The sequence below is a fragment of the Actinopolymorpha alba DSM 45243 genome (genome assembly GCF_000373925.1).
GTDB lineage: Bacteria > Actinomycetota > Actinomycetes > Propionibacteriales > Actinopolymorphaceae > Actinopolymorpha > Actinopolymorpha alba.
On sequence record NZ_KB892744.1, the window covers coordinates 21288 to 35522 of the forward strand.

Sequence of the window (14235 nt, forward strand, 5' to 3'; positions counted from 1 at the left end):
ACCAGAAGGCATGTCGGTGGCCGGGTCCGGGCAATGGGTCCGACAGCGAAGGTGCCGAACTGCATGGCTTGCTACCTCCCGTACGGTCCGTCAGCCGATCGCGGCCTTCAGCGCGTCGGCGTTCTCGGTCGCCCACGTACGGAAGTCCCGCAGGGCGGGGTTGAGGCGGCGGAGCTCGTCGAGGTCGCGGGCGCCGGTGAACTGGGCGTCGAAGTCGCCGTAGTACTGGAACATATTCGCGACCTCTAGCGCAGCGGGGATCGGGAACGTGCGGAACGTGTCATACGGGACGGCATCGAACCGGACGGTCTCGCCGATGACCTCGCCGAGGATGTCCGCGTACTCGGCGCCGGTGAGGTGGTCGCCGGCCAGGCTCACGGTCCGCCCGACATAGGTGTCTCCAGCGGCGAGGATGGCGAACGCGGTACGGCCGATGTCGTTGACGTCAACGCCGGCGAGGCGCTTGCCGGACTCGAGCGGGAGCGTGAGCGCGAGCACGCCGTCCTCCCCGCGGCGAGGCCCGACGCCGTCGATGAAGCCCTGGTAGAAGAACGTAGTGTTCAGGAATGTCGTGGGCACCCCGGCGTCGGTGAAGAAGCGGTTCCCTTCACCCTTGGCATCGAAATGGGGCACGTTGTAGGCGTCCTGCAGGACGGGCATGCGAGGGTCGCTGACCGGCAGCAGATCGCGGGTGTCCTCGAGAGTGGACCACACCACGTGGGAGAGCTTCGTGGATGCCGAGGCCGCGGCGAGGTTCGCGATCTCCTGCGTCTCCTGTGCGGCTGAACCGTGCGCCCAGAAGTTGGTGACGAAGAACGCCCCGTGGGCACCCGCGAACGCTGTCTCGAGAGTGGCTGGGTGGGTGAAGTCGGCGCGGACGACCGCCGCGCCGCGGGCGGCGAGTGCCAATGCGGCCGGGGACTGCGGATCGCGGGTGAGGGCGCGTACGGCGAAGCGCTGCTGCGGGTCCTCCAAGAGCGCGGTGATCGCACCCCCGCCCTGGGATCCGGTGGCACCGGCGACGACGATGATCGGCTTGCTGGTCATGAGGGCTCTCCTTGTCGAAGAGGTCGAACGATTGGACGACGAACGGGTGCGTTCAGGGCTGATCAGGGGCCGCGTCGAGGTTCAGGTGGCTGCGCATGGCCGCTGCGGCCTCGCCCAGATGGGCGAGTTGCTGAGGCGTGAACGCGTCGACGAAGACGTCCTTGATTGCCCGAAGGTGGGGGCGGGTGCTCGCGCGGAAGGCGCGGGAACCCTCCTCGGTGAGGACGACGCGCGCGCCGCGGGCGTCCTCCGCGCAGGGTTCGCGGCGCACCAGGCCTCGTTTCTCCATTCGGCCGAGCTGGCCGGACAGGCGGCTGCGTTCCCACTCGATGTGCGCGGCGAGCTCCGATGACCGCAACGCTTTCCCCTTCGCCTCATTCAGCGCGAGGAGCACCCTGTAGTCCCCACTCGACAGCTGCGAGTCCTGCTGCAGCCGGGACTCGATGCGGGCGCGAACGATCTCGAACGTCTCGATGTGTGCCCGCCAGATCGCGAGTTCTTCGCTCGTGGGGAGCCGTCGACTCGGCGCTGTGCCCATCGCCCCTCCTCGGTAGTTGACATGTGAACAATATGGCTACATGATTCACGTGTCAACTAGATGTGGAGGGTGTCGATCGCGCGGCATTCGCTCGGATTGATCGCCGAGACCGAGACTCAACGAAGACTTTGAAGGTGCACAAGATGGATGTTTCGCAGATCGAGTTCGGTATCGACAGCTTCGGAGACCGGCCCCGTGACGACCGGGGGGAGATCGTCTCGCACGCGCAGGCGATCCGCGCGGCGGTGACCGAGGCGATCCTGGCCGATCAGATCGGCATCGACGTGGTCGCGTTGGGCGAGCACCACCGGCCGGAGTATGCGATCTCAAGCCCGGAAACGGTGCTGGCAGGCATCGCGACCGCCACGAAGCGCATCCGGCTCGCCTCGGGGGTGACGGTGCTGTCTTCGGACGACCCGGTGCGCGTGTTCCAACGATTCGCGACCGTGGACGCGCTTTCCAGTGGCCGTGCCGAGGTGATCCTCGGACGGGGCTCGTTCACCGAGTCGTTCCCGCTGTTCGGGTACGACCTGAAGGACTACGAGGTTCTGTTCGAGGAGAAGATCCACCTGTTCCACCGACTCCTGGACGAGACGCCGGTCACCTGGGAAGGCACCACCCGTGCCGCTCTGCGCGATGCGGACGTGTACCCGAAGACCGATTCTGGACGTCTCAGTACCTGGGTGGGAGTCGGCGGGTCACCGCAGTCGGTGGTCCGCACCGCCCACTACGGGTTCCGGCTCATGCTCGCCATCATCGGCGGCGCTCCCGATCGGTTCGCTCCCTACGTTGACCTGTACCGGCGGGCGAGCGAGCAGCTTGGCACCACCGCACAGCCGGTCGGGATGCACTCGCCCGGCTTCGTCGCCGCCACCGACGATGAAGCCAAGGAGCTGTTCTACCCCGGGTACAGGGAGATCCGTGACCGGATCGGGGCGCTGCGCGGCTGGCCGCCGATCCATCGGCCAGAATTCGACGCCGAGGTGGAACGCGGTTCGCTGTATGTCGGCTCGGTCGAGACTGTCGCGGCGAAGATCGCCCACGCGATCCAGGTGCTGGATGCGGGCCGGTTCGACATGATCTACTCCGCCGTCGGCACCGTTTCCGCCAGCGCACGACTGCGTTCGGTCGAGTTGTACGGCACCCAGGTCATTCCCCGGGTCCGCGAGCTTCTGGCCGAACAGTCCGTCGTCGCGGCAGAGGCGACACGATGACCACCCCCGTGGCCACCATCGGGATCCTGGGGGCCGGAAAGGTCGGCACCGTCCTGGCGCGCCTGGCGGTCGCCGCCGGCTATCGGGTGCTCGTTTCCGGATCCGGTGACCCCGCCAAGATCGCGCTGACCATCGAGGTCCTCACCCCGGGCGCGACCGCCGTGTGGCCGGCCGAGGCCGCGGACGCTGCCGACGTGGTGATCCTCGCGCTCCCGCTCAGTAAGCACCGCAATCTCCCGGTCCCGGAGCTGCGAGGGAAGCTGGTCGTGGATGCGATGAACCACTGGTGGGAGATCGATGGTCCTCGCGACACGGTCGTTCCGCCGGGGATCTCCTCGAGCGAACTCGTACAGAAGTTTCTGACGGGCGCGCGAGTTGTCAAAGCGCTCAACCATATGGGCTACCACGATCTTGAGGATGAGGCTCACCACGGAGGCAGCCCTGGGCGTAAGGCGATCGCAATTGCCGGTGACTCGCCCGAGGATCTCGCTGTCGTGTCGGAGCTGATCGACGCGCTCGGGTTCAACGCGCTCCCCATCGGCGACCTCGCTGCGGGCGCTCGGCTCGAGCCCGGCACCCCTGCATTCGGAGCCAATGTCGACGCCGCCCAGCTTCGCGCTCTCACCAGCATCCCTGCTCCGGCGTCTTACGAAAGGACAGTGAGATGACTCAAGGATTGATCGACAACACCGGCGCCTCCGTTACGGTCAAGCTCGATATCGCTAGCCCGATCAGCTCCTACACCGTGAGCCTCACCAATGAATCACCTGTCGGCAGGGCCGACTTCGTCGACTCTCCCGATGTGGACGAAGACCGGATCTTCTTCCACACCGAGGTGAATCAGGAGTTTGGGGGACGAGGTCTGGCCGAGCTGCTGGTGCGTGAGGCCCTCGCAGACAGCATTCGCAAGAAGCTCACCGTCGTGCCCGTGTGCCCGCTGTTTGCTCGCCATCTGAGGATGCATGGCGATGAATTCGTCGCGAATGGCGGCGTGTTCCGCCAGCCGACACCTGCCGACATCGCACTGGTCACGCGCGCTGCACGGAGTGGGTCATGAGATCCAATCGCTCGCGCACATCGTCGTTGTGATCTGGTGGGGCGTCTACAGGCGCCAGGAAGGTACACGTAGGACGACGGCCGCAGCGCTGATGTCACAGCGCGGAGGTTGCACATCTGTATGGAGGAGGACGAATGCGGTCAGTCATTCCCGACTATCTGACCGAGGTACTCGGAGATGTAGAGACGGACACCTCCGGAGATCCAGCGGGGTACATCCCCGAGCTCGCAGCAGCGGATCCCGAGCGCCTCGGCGCGGTCTTCGCCACTGTTGACGGCGAGGTCTACGGCGCCGGTGACATCGATACCGAGTTCACGATCCAATCGATCTCCAAGCCGTTCACGTATGCATTGGCACTGTCTGATCGCGGATTCGATCCTGTGCTCGCCAAAGTCGGGGTTGAGCCATCGGGAGAGGCGTTCAACCAGATCTCCCTCGAAAGCGATACGGGGCGCCCCCTCAATCCAATGATCAACGCCGGTGCGATCACCGCTCACTCGCTGGCGGGCTCGGAGGACCTGAATCCGACAGAGCGCGTGGAGCGCGTGGTCCACGGCCTCTCGGCGTTCGCTGGTCGTCGGCTGACGATAGATGAGGTGGTGTGCGCGTCGGAACTGGAGCACGCGCACCGCAACCTCGCCATCGCACACATGCTCCGCAGCTACAACATCCTCACCGAGGACCCGAGGGCCATCGTCGACGGTTACATTCGCCAGTGCTCCGTGCTCGTCACGGCGCGAGATCTGGCCATAATGGCCGCGACGTTGGCCAACCGCGGGGTGAACCCTCTCTCGGGTGAGCAGGTGATACGCGAACCGGTGGTGCGTCAGGTGCTGAGCGTCATGGCCACCTGCGGAATGTATGACGCGGCCGGTGACTGGGCGACCCAGGTCGGCATTCCGGCGAAGAGCGGCGTGGCTGGGGGCCTGATCGGCGCGCTCCCCGGCCAGATCGGCATCGCAACGTTCTCACCACGACTGGATCCCCACGGGAACAGCGTTCGAGGAGTGTCGCTGTTCGAACGATTCTCCTCCGATATGGGTCTGCATGTGATGGAGGTCCCGGCCGCTGCGCGTGCGGTCGTACGATCCAACCACGTCGTCGGCAGCGGACCGAACGCGATCCGGGTCCTCCAACTGCAAGGTGGGATCCGCTTTGCCGGAGCCGAGAGAATCGTTCGAGAGACCGTGGAGACCGCGCCCGCGGAAGCCAGGGTCGTGCTGGACCTCACGATGGTCTATTCGATCGATGACGTGTCACGACGCATGTTGCTGGAGGTCGCGCGTCGGCTCACGCTGGACGGCCACGAGGTCTACCTCGTCGACCCGGAATCGATCATCCCCGACCCCGATCCCGGTGATGGCGGCCGAGTCACGGTCGTCAGCGACGTGGAACATGTCGTGAGTCCGCCGCACAAGGCGGCCCAGCGCAGCAGCCAGCCCGGAAGAGAGGCCGACGCATGAGCGGCGAGCCAGTCGCACGCGTTCGCGCATCAGGGAACGTCGCCGCGACCGCCCGCGACGGTCGTCGTGCGCGGAAGCAGGCACCGCGTCGAGCCGCGGCGCATTGGGACCCCAGCGTCCGTCACATGAGAGCCATCGACCGGCTGCGCGCACAAGAGGCCGTTCGCGACCCCGAGCTCCTGCCGTTGCGGTATGCCCGGATGGCGTTCTCGCCATGGACCTACTTGCGCGGTGCGGCCGCCGTCATGGCAGCCGATCTCGCTGCGGCACCGCACTCAGGATTGACGGTTCAGATGTGCGGCGACGCGCACATCCTCAATTTCGGGCTATGGGCCTCTCCTGAGCGACAACTGCTCTTCGACGCCCGCGACTTCGACGAAACCCTCCCGGGGCCCTTCGAGTGGGATCTGAAGCGTTTCGCGACCAGCATCTATGTGCTCGCAGACTCGGAACAGCTCCAGGGCTCGTGTGGCGAAGACGCAGCCGCCGCAGCGGTCGAAGGCTACCGCAAGGCGATGCGAAGGTACGCCCGGATGGGGGAGCTGGATGTCTGGTACGACCTGATCACGTCAGATGTGCCGTTGAGAGGTCTGACCTCAGAGTTCGCCGAAGCCGCCTCTCGCGCCATTGAGAAGCAGTCGAGGAAGCGGACACATCACGGGGTGGCACAGCAACTCGTCTCCGAAGAGAACGGGCGGCACCGCATCATCTTGGATCCGATGAAGCGCATAGACGAAGGTCTGAGCCACGAGCAGCGGGTCCGGGCCTATGAACAGGTCTACGACACATACCTTGCCTCGATTCCGCCCCACCTGCGTCGACTCGTCGATCGATTCAAACGCGTCGATTCCGTACGGCAGATCGTGGGCGTGGGCAGCGTCGGTATGCGCGTCTGGCTACACCTGCTGGAAGGCGATAGCGGCCTACAGCCGTTGTTCTCCCAGGCCAAGCAGGCAACAGCATCGGTCTACGAGGAGTTCCTGGGTCCCAGCGAGTTCACGAACCACGGCGAGCGCGTCGTCGTCGGCCAACGCCTCATGCAGTCAGCAAGCGACATCTTCCTCGGCCATATGCGCGTTGACGGCAAGGACTACTACGTACGCCAGTTTCGCGACATGAAGATCATCCCCAGCGGAAAGCAGATATCGGGATACCTACCCCAGTTCGCTGCGGCTTGCGGCCACGCGTTGGCAAAGTCGCATGCTCGCAGCGGCGACCCCGAAGCGATCGCCGGCTACATCGGCAAAGGGAATGCTTTCGCTGACGGCATCCTCCGCTATGCCCGCGCCTACGCCGAGCAGACCCACACGGATCACGCTGATCTACTCACCGCTATCGCGAACAACGAGGTGAGGGCCGCTGAACGCGGATGGTAGAGCGTGTGCGGCATTCCGGTGAGCACTCATAGGCGCTCTGCCTCTGCGAGCGCAGGAGGATACGACATGTCGTGGAGCACGCGCGAGCTCGCTGATCTGGCGGGCACGACGGTGAATACCGTTCGCCACTACCACCGTCTCGGTCTGCTCGATGAACCGGAGCGCCGGTACAACGGATACAAGCAGTACGAGGTGCGGCATCTGGTGAGTCTCTTGCGCATCCGGATCTCGGTGTACCACTCTCGCAGATCGGTGCTGTCAGTGCGGGGGGTGACAGCGCAGCGGATGCTTTGCGCGACCTCGACGCGGAACTGCAGATGAGCATTGAGCACTTGCAGAAGGCCCGGGCGGATATCGCAGCGATCCTTCGCGACCAAGCGCCAGCAGACGTACCCGCTGGGTTCGAGTCCGTGGCATCTCGACTGTCCGAGGCGGACAGCTCGGTGATCCACATCTACACGCAGCTATACGACGAGCGTGCATTGGCGGACGTTCAGAAGATGGTGGAGGCCGACACCGACGATGTCGCTGTGGACATCGACCGTTTGCCGGCGGACGCGGATGAGGAGACGCGGCAGCGTCTGGTCGAGAGGCTCGCGTCGACTCTCGCGCGGAATCTCATCGACTATCCCTGGTTGAGCGACCCTGCTTCGCGCCTGTCCAAGAGCGGATACGTCACGGCGCAGACGTTCGTGGACGCCGTGCGGGAGCTGTACAACCCTGCGCAGCTGGACGTGCTCGCCCGTGCCAACACCCTCGCGAACGACCAAGTGCGCGCCATGCGGGAGGAGAGTAGAAAGGCGGCCGGGGAACGCACTCCTCACGGGGCTTGACCCTGTTGCGAGAACACGGTCTTTACTGAACCCACGTCGAGGTCACCCTCGTCGACTCGGCGAGTGAGGACATCCCGTTTGTGATCCCCATCGAGAACCCTGCGCGATGACCTCGTGGCCCGTCGGAGTGGGTGGCGCCAGATCGATCGTCGCGGGGCTCGCCACGGCTGCCGAGAACTACGGTCGATGACGCGATGAGAAGGGAATTCGCAATGACTGAACAGTACGGAGACCCGAGTCCGGCTTCTTCGGGGGAGCCGGACGAGACAGTAACACTTGGGAAGCCGACGTTGGCGGAGGATCTCCTCCTGCTTCTGTTCCAGCCGAATTCCGGTCTGCAGTCTGGCACCGGAAGCATCGCGGGGGAGGGCACGCTCTTCTATGTGCTCGCCGGGGCGGTGCTCGCCGACCTCGGGCTTGGCGACCACGTCCGGACCGGTACCGGGCGGATGGGAACGACGACAGTGGAGGCTGTCGCTGACAACCCGCCGTCGGATCACCTTCTCCGCGCGAGCTGGGAGTATGTCGCCGACAAGCCTCGGGGAGTGCAGACCGTCCTTGCCGCGACGGGGCCGACCTTGCGTGAACCGCTGCTGGATCGACTCATCGAGCGCGGAGACCTGCGCCGCAGCACGCGCAAGGCACTCGGCCTGTTCCACACCTCAGTGCTCGCGGAAGGCGACAGCGGGCGCCGTGATGGACTGCTCGCCGACGTCCGTGCCGTGCTCGTCGACGGCGCGGAACCCACGCCCCGCGTCGTGGCGCTCGCCGCGCTCCTTAACGGCAGCGGAACTCTGCCACAGTTCGACCGAGACATCCCGTGGACCTCACTGGTCATCGCCCGCGCCGAGGAACTCAAGAACGGAAACTGGGGTGCCGGCGCTGCGGCTGAGGCTGTGGCGCGCACCGTCACCGCGACCATCGTCAACAACGTCATCATCGCCGCAGCCGTGCTCCCGCGCGGCTAGCTGCGGATGTTGTTGAGCACTGCTTCCGGGATCGCGGTGGCGCCAGTGTTGATTTCGAGGATCTGGCGGCGAATCCGGGGCTCGTGGACGATCTCTGTCAGCGTCGCAGCCACGTCGTCACGACTGATCTGGTCGTGGAGTTCGGCCGGCCCCATTGACACGCTCCCGTGCCCGGGCTCGTCGGTTAGGAGCGACGGCCGGAGAATGACCCAGTCAAGGCCGGTGCGTGTGAGCGACACGTCGGCCCGTTTCTTCACGGCGAAGTAGTATTCGACGTCGTCATCGAGGTCGCGTTCGCGCCAAGACTCCGGATACACCGAAACGAGAACGAATCGCCGCACGTCTGCCAGAAGGGCCGCTTCCGCGGCTCGTTCCACTCCCTCACCGTCGACCGCGGCGGTGACGTCTCGGCTTCCCCCGTTGGAGCCTGCGCTGTAGACGATCACGTCCTGACCGGTGAACGCTTCGGCAAGTTCGTCGACGGTCAGAGTCGCGAGATCGCCGATGACAGTTCGGATGCCGAGATCCTGGAGAGGGTGCTGCTGCTCAGGTCTCCGAACGAGCCCGGTCACATCGTCGCCGTGAGCGGCGAGTTTTCGAGCGAGCAACCCTCCGACAGCTCCGGTGATACCCACCACGAATACTCGCATCGCTTCACTACTCTCTCGGGATGCCTCAGCAGACCACAGCGGTCCCGTTCTAAAAACGTCGCGAGCTCCTGGCGCATTCCCCGTACCTGCTGGCTCGATCACCACGGCAGAGCTGATTCCCGGCGCACGGGCGCCGAGGTTCATCTGGAAGGGGTGTCGACGACGCGGAAGATGACCCGGCCCGATCGCCGCGGAGCTCCCGCTTCTAGGCCCCGTAGGGGAAGTGTTCGTCTGCACCGGGTCATCGCGCTGGGACGCGCAGCGTCATCGCAGGCCAACAGCCGATTCCGCCGTACACCCAGCCGTCGGCGGCTGCGGCGACGTGCACTGGGTATTCGTCAGGGAATAACGCGCGCTCATCCCGTGCCTTTCTGCCGGCGGAGTACGACTAGGTCTGCGGCGAACAGACGCTGAGATCGAGGACGGGCGAGGACGGAAGACCGGGGAGCGCGCGCGGAATGGCGATGCTGCCAGCAGGTCGCCGCGCAGTGCAATGACAAGGACCGGGTTACGCCTATATTGCGCCGACGTATTGCTGTTGGACCGGTCCAGTGCTACGTTCCGGATCAACGTGGGACCAGTCCAACAGCGACTGATCCCACACCGTGCGGCGAGGCGTGAGACCGGCGATCGGAGCTGAGGTGTCGCGGATATGACCCGACTGACGATTCGCGACATCGCTCGCTTTGCACCTTCGAGCGTTTTCACGCGACCTGGTGCGGTCGCGTAGCCAGCAATTCCTCTCACGCACCGCGGTCCGCCCCTGCTTTAGAGCCTAAGGCGCATACCAACCTGCCGGAAAGGAAGGGACATGAATCGACCTGCCCTCCGGACCACCGAATCCGGGCCGCCGCCCGCCCACAGCGAGCCGCCTACCCACGTGAAGAAGTCTCGCCGCACCGCTCGCCAGGCAAGGAGATCTGGCCTGCTCGCCACCCTCCTCCTGGTCGCGGTGACCGCCCTGCAGGCGGCTACTCCGTCCGCGGCCGCGGACGAACCCGTCGAGGTCATGCCCGCAAACTCCCTTGCTGCGTTCACCGAGGTGAAGGGCGACCCGGCGCCCATCACGGAGATCGTCCCGATTTCAGGTAATCCGACCATCGACCGGGCGTTGCGGATCAACGTGACCGGCAGCCCGAGGAGTGGCGGCCTGGACGGGGAGTACGAGATCACGCTGGCCGCGCCCACGGGTACGGCGCTACGCGCCGGCGATGCCCTCCTCGCGACGTTCTGGGCGCGGTCGGTGGAGTCCGAGTCCGACGACGGGGCCGGCTACGCGACGTTCGTGTTCGAGCGCAACGGGGGCAACCACGCGAAGTCGGCGGTCGCGGCGTTGAAGCTCACCAGCGAGTGGCAGCGGTTCGAGTTTCCGTTCCGGGTGGTCGAGAACTACGCACCAGGCGAGGCCCACGTCTCGCTGTGGCTCGGCTACGGCCCCCAGGTGCTCGAGCTGGCGAACGTATCGGTGCTCGACTACGGGCAGGGTGAGCCGGCTGGATTCCCCTCGGTGACCTACGCCGGCCGGGAGGCGAAGGCTCCATGGCGAGCGGACGCGAACGACCGCATCGACCAGTACCGCAAGGGCGACTTGCGGGTCAACGTTGTCGACACCACGGGCCGACCGGTCCCTGATGCCGCGGTGAACGTGAAGATGCTTGAGCACGCGTTCAACTTCGGCAGCGCCGCCTCCGCGCAGACGTTGGCCAGCGACAGCGCCGACGCGCGTACCCACCGCGCGAAGATCAGTACGGACGTCAACCAGGTGACGTTCGGCAACGATCTCAAGTGGAACTACTGGGAGAACGAGGCGCACCGCACCCAGTACACCCTGCCAGGGTTGGACTGGCTGCGGTCGAAGGACATGTACGTGCACGGCCACACCCTGGTGTGGGGGTCGTGGGGGCTGATGCCGCCGGACGTGCGGCAGCTCGCGGACGATCCCGCCGCGCTGCGGGCCCGGATCGACGGGCACATCACTGACGAGGTGTCCGCGCTGAACGGCCGCGTTGACGCCTGGGATGTCGTGAACGAGCCGTACTCCGAGCACAACGTCACCGACATTCTCGGCCAGGACGAGATCGCCCGCTGGTTCCAGCTGGCCAGGGCCGCCGACCCGGACGCTCACCTGTTCCTCAACGAGTACGACATCCTCGAGAAGAACGGCTGGACCAAGCGCAAGCAGGACTACTTCTACAACCTGGTCTCCTCGTTGTTGGCGAAGGGTGCCCCGATCGACGCCCTCGGCATCCAGGGGCACTTCACCGACCTCCAGCCGACGCCGCCGGCGGACCTGCTGCCGATCCTCGACCGGTTCGCCTCGCTCGGACTACCGATCGAGATCACCGAGTTCGACATCGTAGGCCGGAGCACCACCTGGATCGACGAGCAACTGCAGGCCGACTACACCCGCGACTTCCTGACCCTGGCGTTCAGCCACCCGAAGGTCGACGCCGTCAGCACGTTCGGCATCTGGGAGCCCAACATCTGGCACCCGAAGGCCGCGTTCTACCGGCCGGACTGGTCGATCAAGCCGAACGGCCAGGCATGGCGTGACCTGATCTACCGGCAGTGGTGGACCAACGCACAAGGAACGACGAACGCGTCCGGCACGTACACCACTCGCGGCTTCCTCGGCGACTACCTGCTCACGGTGACCGTCGACGGTGTCGCGAAGCAGCAACGCGTCTCGATGCCGACCAACGCCGGCACGACCGTCACCGTCGTCGCCGACGGCATCCCCTCCACGCCGCGCGACGAGATCGCGAGCCTGATCCGAGGCGGCGGGTTCGAGCACGGCACGGCCGGCTGGCAGCCGCTCGCCGGCGCGCCGCAGGCCAGCAACGACGCCCACAGTGGCAGCGGCGCCGTGCGGATCGGCGACGCGGGCAACGGCAGTGGAGTCATCCAGGACGTCATCGACATGAAGCCTGGCACCAGCTACCTGCTCAGCGCCTGGGCGAAGTCGAGCGGCACCGGCAACCAGTGTTACGTCGGAGTCCGCGGCGGAGCGAGCCCCGGCCAGGCGAGCTTCCAGTACACCCTCAACTACCGCGAAGAATCGGCCTACCAGCAGCAGATCGCCGCGTTCACCCCACCGGCCGACACCACCTGGACGCAGGCGTTCGTCTGGCAGAACGCCGAGGTCCCCGGCACACCGACTTGCACGGTCGACGACGTGACGCTGACCGAGACGGTCGGGACCCCACCGCCCCCACCCGCGCCGCCGTTCATCGGGCCCAAGCTTCCCGGTAACGCCAACGTGCTGACGAACGGCGACCTCGAGCAGGGCAGCACCACGGGGTGGTACTGCCTAGGACCCTGCACCCTGTCGCTGGCCAGTAACCCAACCCACGGCGGATCGGGCGCACTCGCCGTCACCAACCGGGGCGAGACCTGGGCGGGCGCAGCGCGAGGTGTGACGGTCGGCAACGGCGGCCGCTACGACGCCTCGGCCTGGATACGCCTGAAGAACCCCGGCAGCGACACCGTGGACGTCGCGCTCAAGGTGAACACCTCGACCGGAAGTACGACGTTCCGGCTGGGGTCGGCCAGGGTCACCGACACCGCGTGGACCCAGATCAGCGCCAGCAACGTCCCGGTCCAGTTCACCGGGTCGTTCCAGTCAGGTGAACTGTGGATCAGTACCCGCAGCGGCAGTAGCAAGGCCGACCTGCTGATCGACGACGCCAGCTTCAGTGCGCGCTCGGCCCCGCCAGCCGGCCTCGACCTGCTGGTGAACGGCGACGCCGAGAACGCCGCGAACAACTGGTACTGCTTCTCGCCCTGCGCCGCCAGCCCGGTGCCGAGCCCCGTGCACAGCGGGTCGGGCGCGCTGCGAATCACCAACCGGACCTACGAGTGGGCTGGTCCCGCCCAGGGGGTGCACCGGCCCGACGCCGGAGTCGCGCTCACCAACGGCGCGCGTTACAAGACGTCGGCCTGGCTCCGGCTGGCCGACGGGGCACCGGACACGACGGCATTGATCAAGCTCAAGCTGTGGTTCGCCGACGGCACGTCCACGACCCTGCCGCTGGCCGAAGGGCCGATCACCGCGGGGCAGTGGCGTGAGGTGAGCGCGAACGACGTCCCTGTGACGTGGACCGGAACGCTCGACCGGGCCGAGTGGTGGATCAGTACGACCACTGGCGCGAGCGACCTGTACGTCGACGACGCCGCTCTGCAGCCGGCCGGCGCGTCCGAGACCGCTGTCAACCCGGTCATACCTCGGGAGGTGTGCCTGGTCCGGAGCCCCGGCAACACCAAGACGGTGTACTTCGGCTACATCAACGGGAACAGCTTCGGGCTGCCCGTACCGGTCGGCACCAGCAACCAGATCAGCCCGGCACCCGGCGACCGCGGCCAGCCGGTCACCTTCCTGCCTGGCCCCCGGCTGCGCCGAGCACCGGTCGCCCTCCCGGCCGGCCGCAGCGTGACCTGGCTGCTCTCCGGCCAGTCCCTCACCGCGACAGTGGCGACACCCCCGTGCTCCGGGCCGAGTGCGGGAGTACACCCGACGTCTCCCTCCCACCAGCATCGTTAATCGTCGAAGGAGTAGGCGAAAGCCTGGGTCGGATCAGAACGGATGTGACGGCAAGTAGCAGCACGATGGCTCCCCGGACGCCGGGGAGCCATCGTGCATGGAGGACAGGCACGGGACACAGACAAGCGAAGGGGGTCCCTGCGAATCGTGCGATCGGTGCCGCCTCGCTGGCGGTCGCCATCCTCGGGTCGCCTGGATGCGCCGCGAGCGCGGCGCCCGATCCGCGGCTCAGCACCCGGAAAGCCCCGCGCCACCCGAAGGGCACTCGCAGTGGAAAAGGACATGACCGTGCACGAGGGGACCTCCTGCCGTACGTCAACCTGTTCCCCACCTACGCGAATGCGAAGCAGTTGGGAACGCCGACCTATCAGGACTATCTCGACCGATACGTCGGTGACGTCGATCCCGCCTTCCTCTCTTTCGACCACTACGCGTTGTTCAAGCCGAGTGGGGTGCGGGACGACTCCTTCTACAACTGGGTCCTGGTGCGGAACAAGGCGCTCCAGTCGAGTCTGCCCTCCTGGGTCTTCATCCTGGCCTGCGAACACC

12 protein-coding genes are annotated in these 14235 nt (G+C 66.1%); 9 read left to right on the forward strand and 3 right to left on the reverse strand.

The features are described 5' to 3' along the window. Window positions 1-90: 90 nt before the first annotated feature. Together B141_RS0110310 and B141_RS0110315 are read right to left on the reverse strand one after the other, a co-directional pair. Window positions 91-1047 (reverse strand): NmrA/HSCARG family protein, encoded by a 957-nt coding sequence (locus B141_RS0110310; RefSeq protein WP_020575084.1) that lies wholly within the window; start codon window positions 1045-1047, stop codon window positions 91-93. A 52-nt stretch (window positions 1048-1099) separates the two neighbouring features. After that, entirely contained in the window at window positions 1100-1585 is a 486-nt protein-coding gene (locus B141_RS0110315) for a MarR family winged helix-turn-helix transcriptional regulator (protein WP_020575085.1), read from the reverse strand. Between the two features lie 143 nt (window positions 1586-1728). Between B141_RS0110315 and B141_RS0110320 the strand changes: the two genes are divergently transcribed. From B141_RS0110320 to B141_RS0110350, 8 genes are all read left to right on the forward strand, one after another. Then, on the forward strand, window positions 1729-2799 hold the full coding sequence (locus tag B141_RS0110320) for an LLM class flavin-dependent oxidoreductase (RefSeq protein WP_020575086.1): 1071 nt from the start codon (window positions 1729-1731) through the stop codon (window positions 2797-2799). Then, window positions 2796-3467: an NADPH-dependent F420 reductase gene (locus tag B141_RS0110325; protein WP_026257082.1), complete on the forward strand. Its 672-nt coding sequence runs from the start codon at window positions 2796-2798 to the stop codon at window positions 3465-3467. Before B141_RS0110320 ends, B141_RS0110325 begins: the two co-directional genes overlap by 4 nt. Further along, window positions 3464-3856 (forward strand): GNAT family N-acetyltransferase, encoded by a 393-nt coding sequence (locus B141_RS0110330; protein ID WP_020575088.1) that lies wholly within the window; start codon window positions 3464-3466, stop codon window positions 3854-3856. Before B141_RS0110325 ends, B141_RS0110330 begins: the two co-directional genes overlap by 4 nt. 134 nt (window positions 3857-3990) lie before the next feature. Further along, window positions 3991-5319: a glutaminase gene (locus tag B141_RS0110335; RefSeq protein ID WP_020575089.1), complete on the forward strand. Its 1329-nt coding sequence runs from the start codon at window positions 3991-3993 to the stop codon at window positions 5317-5319. 125 nt (window positions 5320-5444) lie between these two features. Beyond that, a complete protein-coding gene (locus B141_RS0110340) occupies window positions 5445-6695 on the forward strand; it encodes a DUF2252 domain-containing protein (RefSeq protein WP_020575090.1) in 1251 nt (416 codons plus the stop codon). Window positions 6696-6761: 66 nt separating this feature from the next. Next, window positions 6762-7016: a MerR family DNA-binding transcriptional regulator gene (locus tag B141_RS50585; RefSeq protein ID WP_202805721.1), complete on the forward strand. Its 255-nt coding sequence runs from the start codon at window positions 6762-6764 to the stop codon at window positions 7014-7016. Then, the gene (locus B141_RS39945; RefSeq protein ID WP_202805722.1) at window positions 7013-7528 is read left to right on the forward strand and encodes a hypothetical protein; all 516 of its coding nucleotides are present in this window, start codon (window positions 7013-7015) and stop codon (window positions 7526-7528) included. The genes B141_RS50585 and B141_RS39945 overlap by 4 nt, the downstream gene beginning before the upstream one ends. 212 nt (window positions 7529-7740) lie before the next feature. Beyond that, on the forward strand, window positions 7741-8496 hold the full coding sequence (locus tag B141_RS0110350; RefSeq protein ID WP_084678214.1) for a GOLPH3/VPS74 family protein: 756 nt from the start codon (window positions 7741-7743) through the stop codon (window positions 8494-8496). On the opposite strand, the gene B141_RS0110355 is transcribed toward B141_RS0110350, so the two are convergent. Beyond that, window positions 8493-9290: an SDR family oxidoreductase gene (locus B141_RS0110355; protein WP_202805723.1), complete on the reverse strand. Its 798-nt coding sequence runs from the start codon at window positions 9288-9290 to the stop codon at window positions 8493-8495. The genes B141_RS0110350 and B141_RS0110355 overlap by 4 nt on opposite strands. 667 nt (window positions 9291-9957) lie before the next feature. On the opposite strand from B141_RS0110355, the gene B141_RS0110360 reads away from it, so the two are divergent. After that, on the forward strand, window positions 9958-13686 hold the full coding sequence (locus B141_RS0110360) for an endo-1,4-beta-xylanase (protein ID WP_020575093.1): 3729 nt from the start codon (window positions 9958-9960) through the stop codon (window positions 13684-13686). The last annotated feature ends 549 nt before the right edge of the window (window positions 13687-14235 follow it).

Bases quoted from the DNA above. Each gene is read 5' to 3' on its own strand.
- B141_RS0110330 (WP_020575088.1), top strand. From the start codon at position 3,464: ATGACTCAAGGATTGATCGACAACACCGGCGCCTCCGTTACGGTCAAG.
- B141_RS39945 (WP_202805722.1), top strand. From the start codon at position 7,013: ATGAGCATTGAGCACTTGCAGAAGGCCCGGGCGGATATCGCAGCGATC.
- B141_RS0110335 (WP_020575089.1), top strand. From the start codon at position 3,991: ATGCGGTCAGTCATTCCCGACTATCTGACCGAGGTACTCGGAGATGTA.
- B141_RS0110325 (WP_026257082.1), top strand. From the start codon at position 2,796: ATGACCACCCCCGTGGCCACCATCGGGATCCTGGGGGCCGGAAAGGTC.
- B141_RS0110320 (WP_020575086.1), top strand. From the start codon at position 1,729: ATGGATGTTTCGCAGATCGAGTTCGGTATCGACAGCTTCGGAGACCGG.
- B141_RS0110340 (WP_020575090.1), top strand. From the start codon at position 5,445: ATGAGAGCCATCGACCGGCTGCGCGCACAAGAGGCCGTTCGCGACCCC.
- B141_RS0110315 (WP_020575085.1), bottom strand. From the start codon at position 1,585: ATGGGCACAGCGCCGAGTCGACGGCTCCCCACGAGCGAAGAACTCGCG.
- B141_RS0110310 (WP_020575084.1), bottom strand. From the start codon at position 1,047: ATGACCAGCAAGCCGATCATCGTCGTCGCCGGTGCCACCGGATCCCAG.
- B141_RS0110360 (WP_020575093.1), top strand. From the start codon at position 9,958: ATGAATCGACCTGCCCTCCGGACCACCGAATCCGGGCCGCCGCCCGCC.
- B141_RS0110350 (WP_084678214.1), top strand. From the start codon at position 7,741: ATGACTGAACAGTACGGAGACCCGAGTCCGGCTTCTTCGGGGGAGCCG.
- B141_RS0110355 (WP_202805723.1), bottom strand. From the start codon at position 9,290: ATGAACCTCGGCGCCCGTGCGCCGGGAATCAGCTCTGCCGTGGTGATC.
- B141_RS50585 (WP_202805721.1), top strand. From the start codon at position 6,762: ATGTCGTGGAGCACGCGCGAGCTCGCTGATCTGGCGGGCACGACGGTG.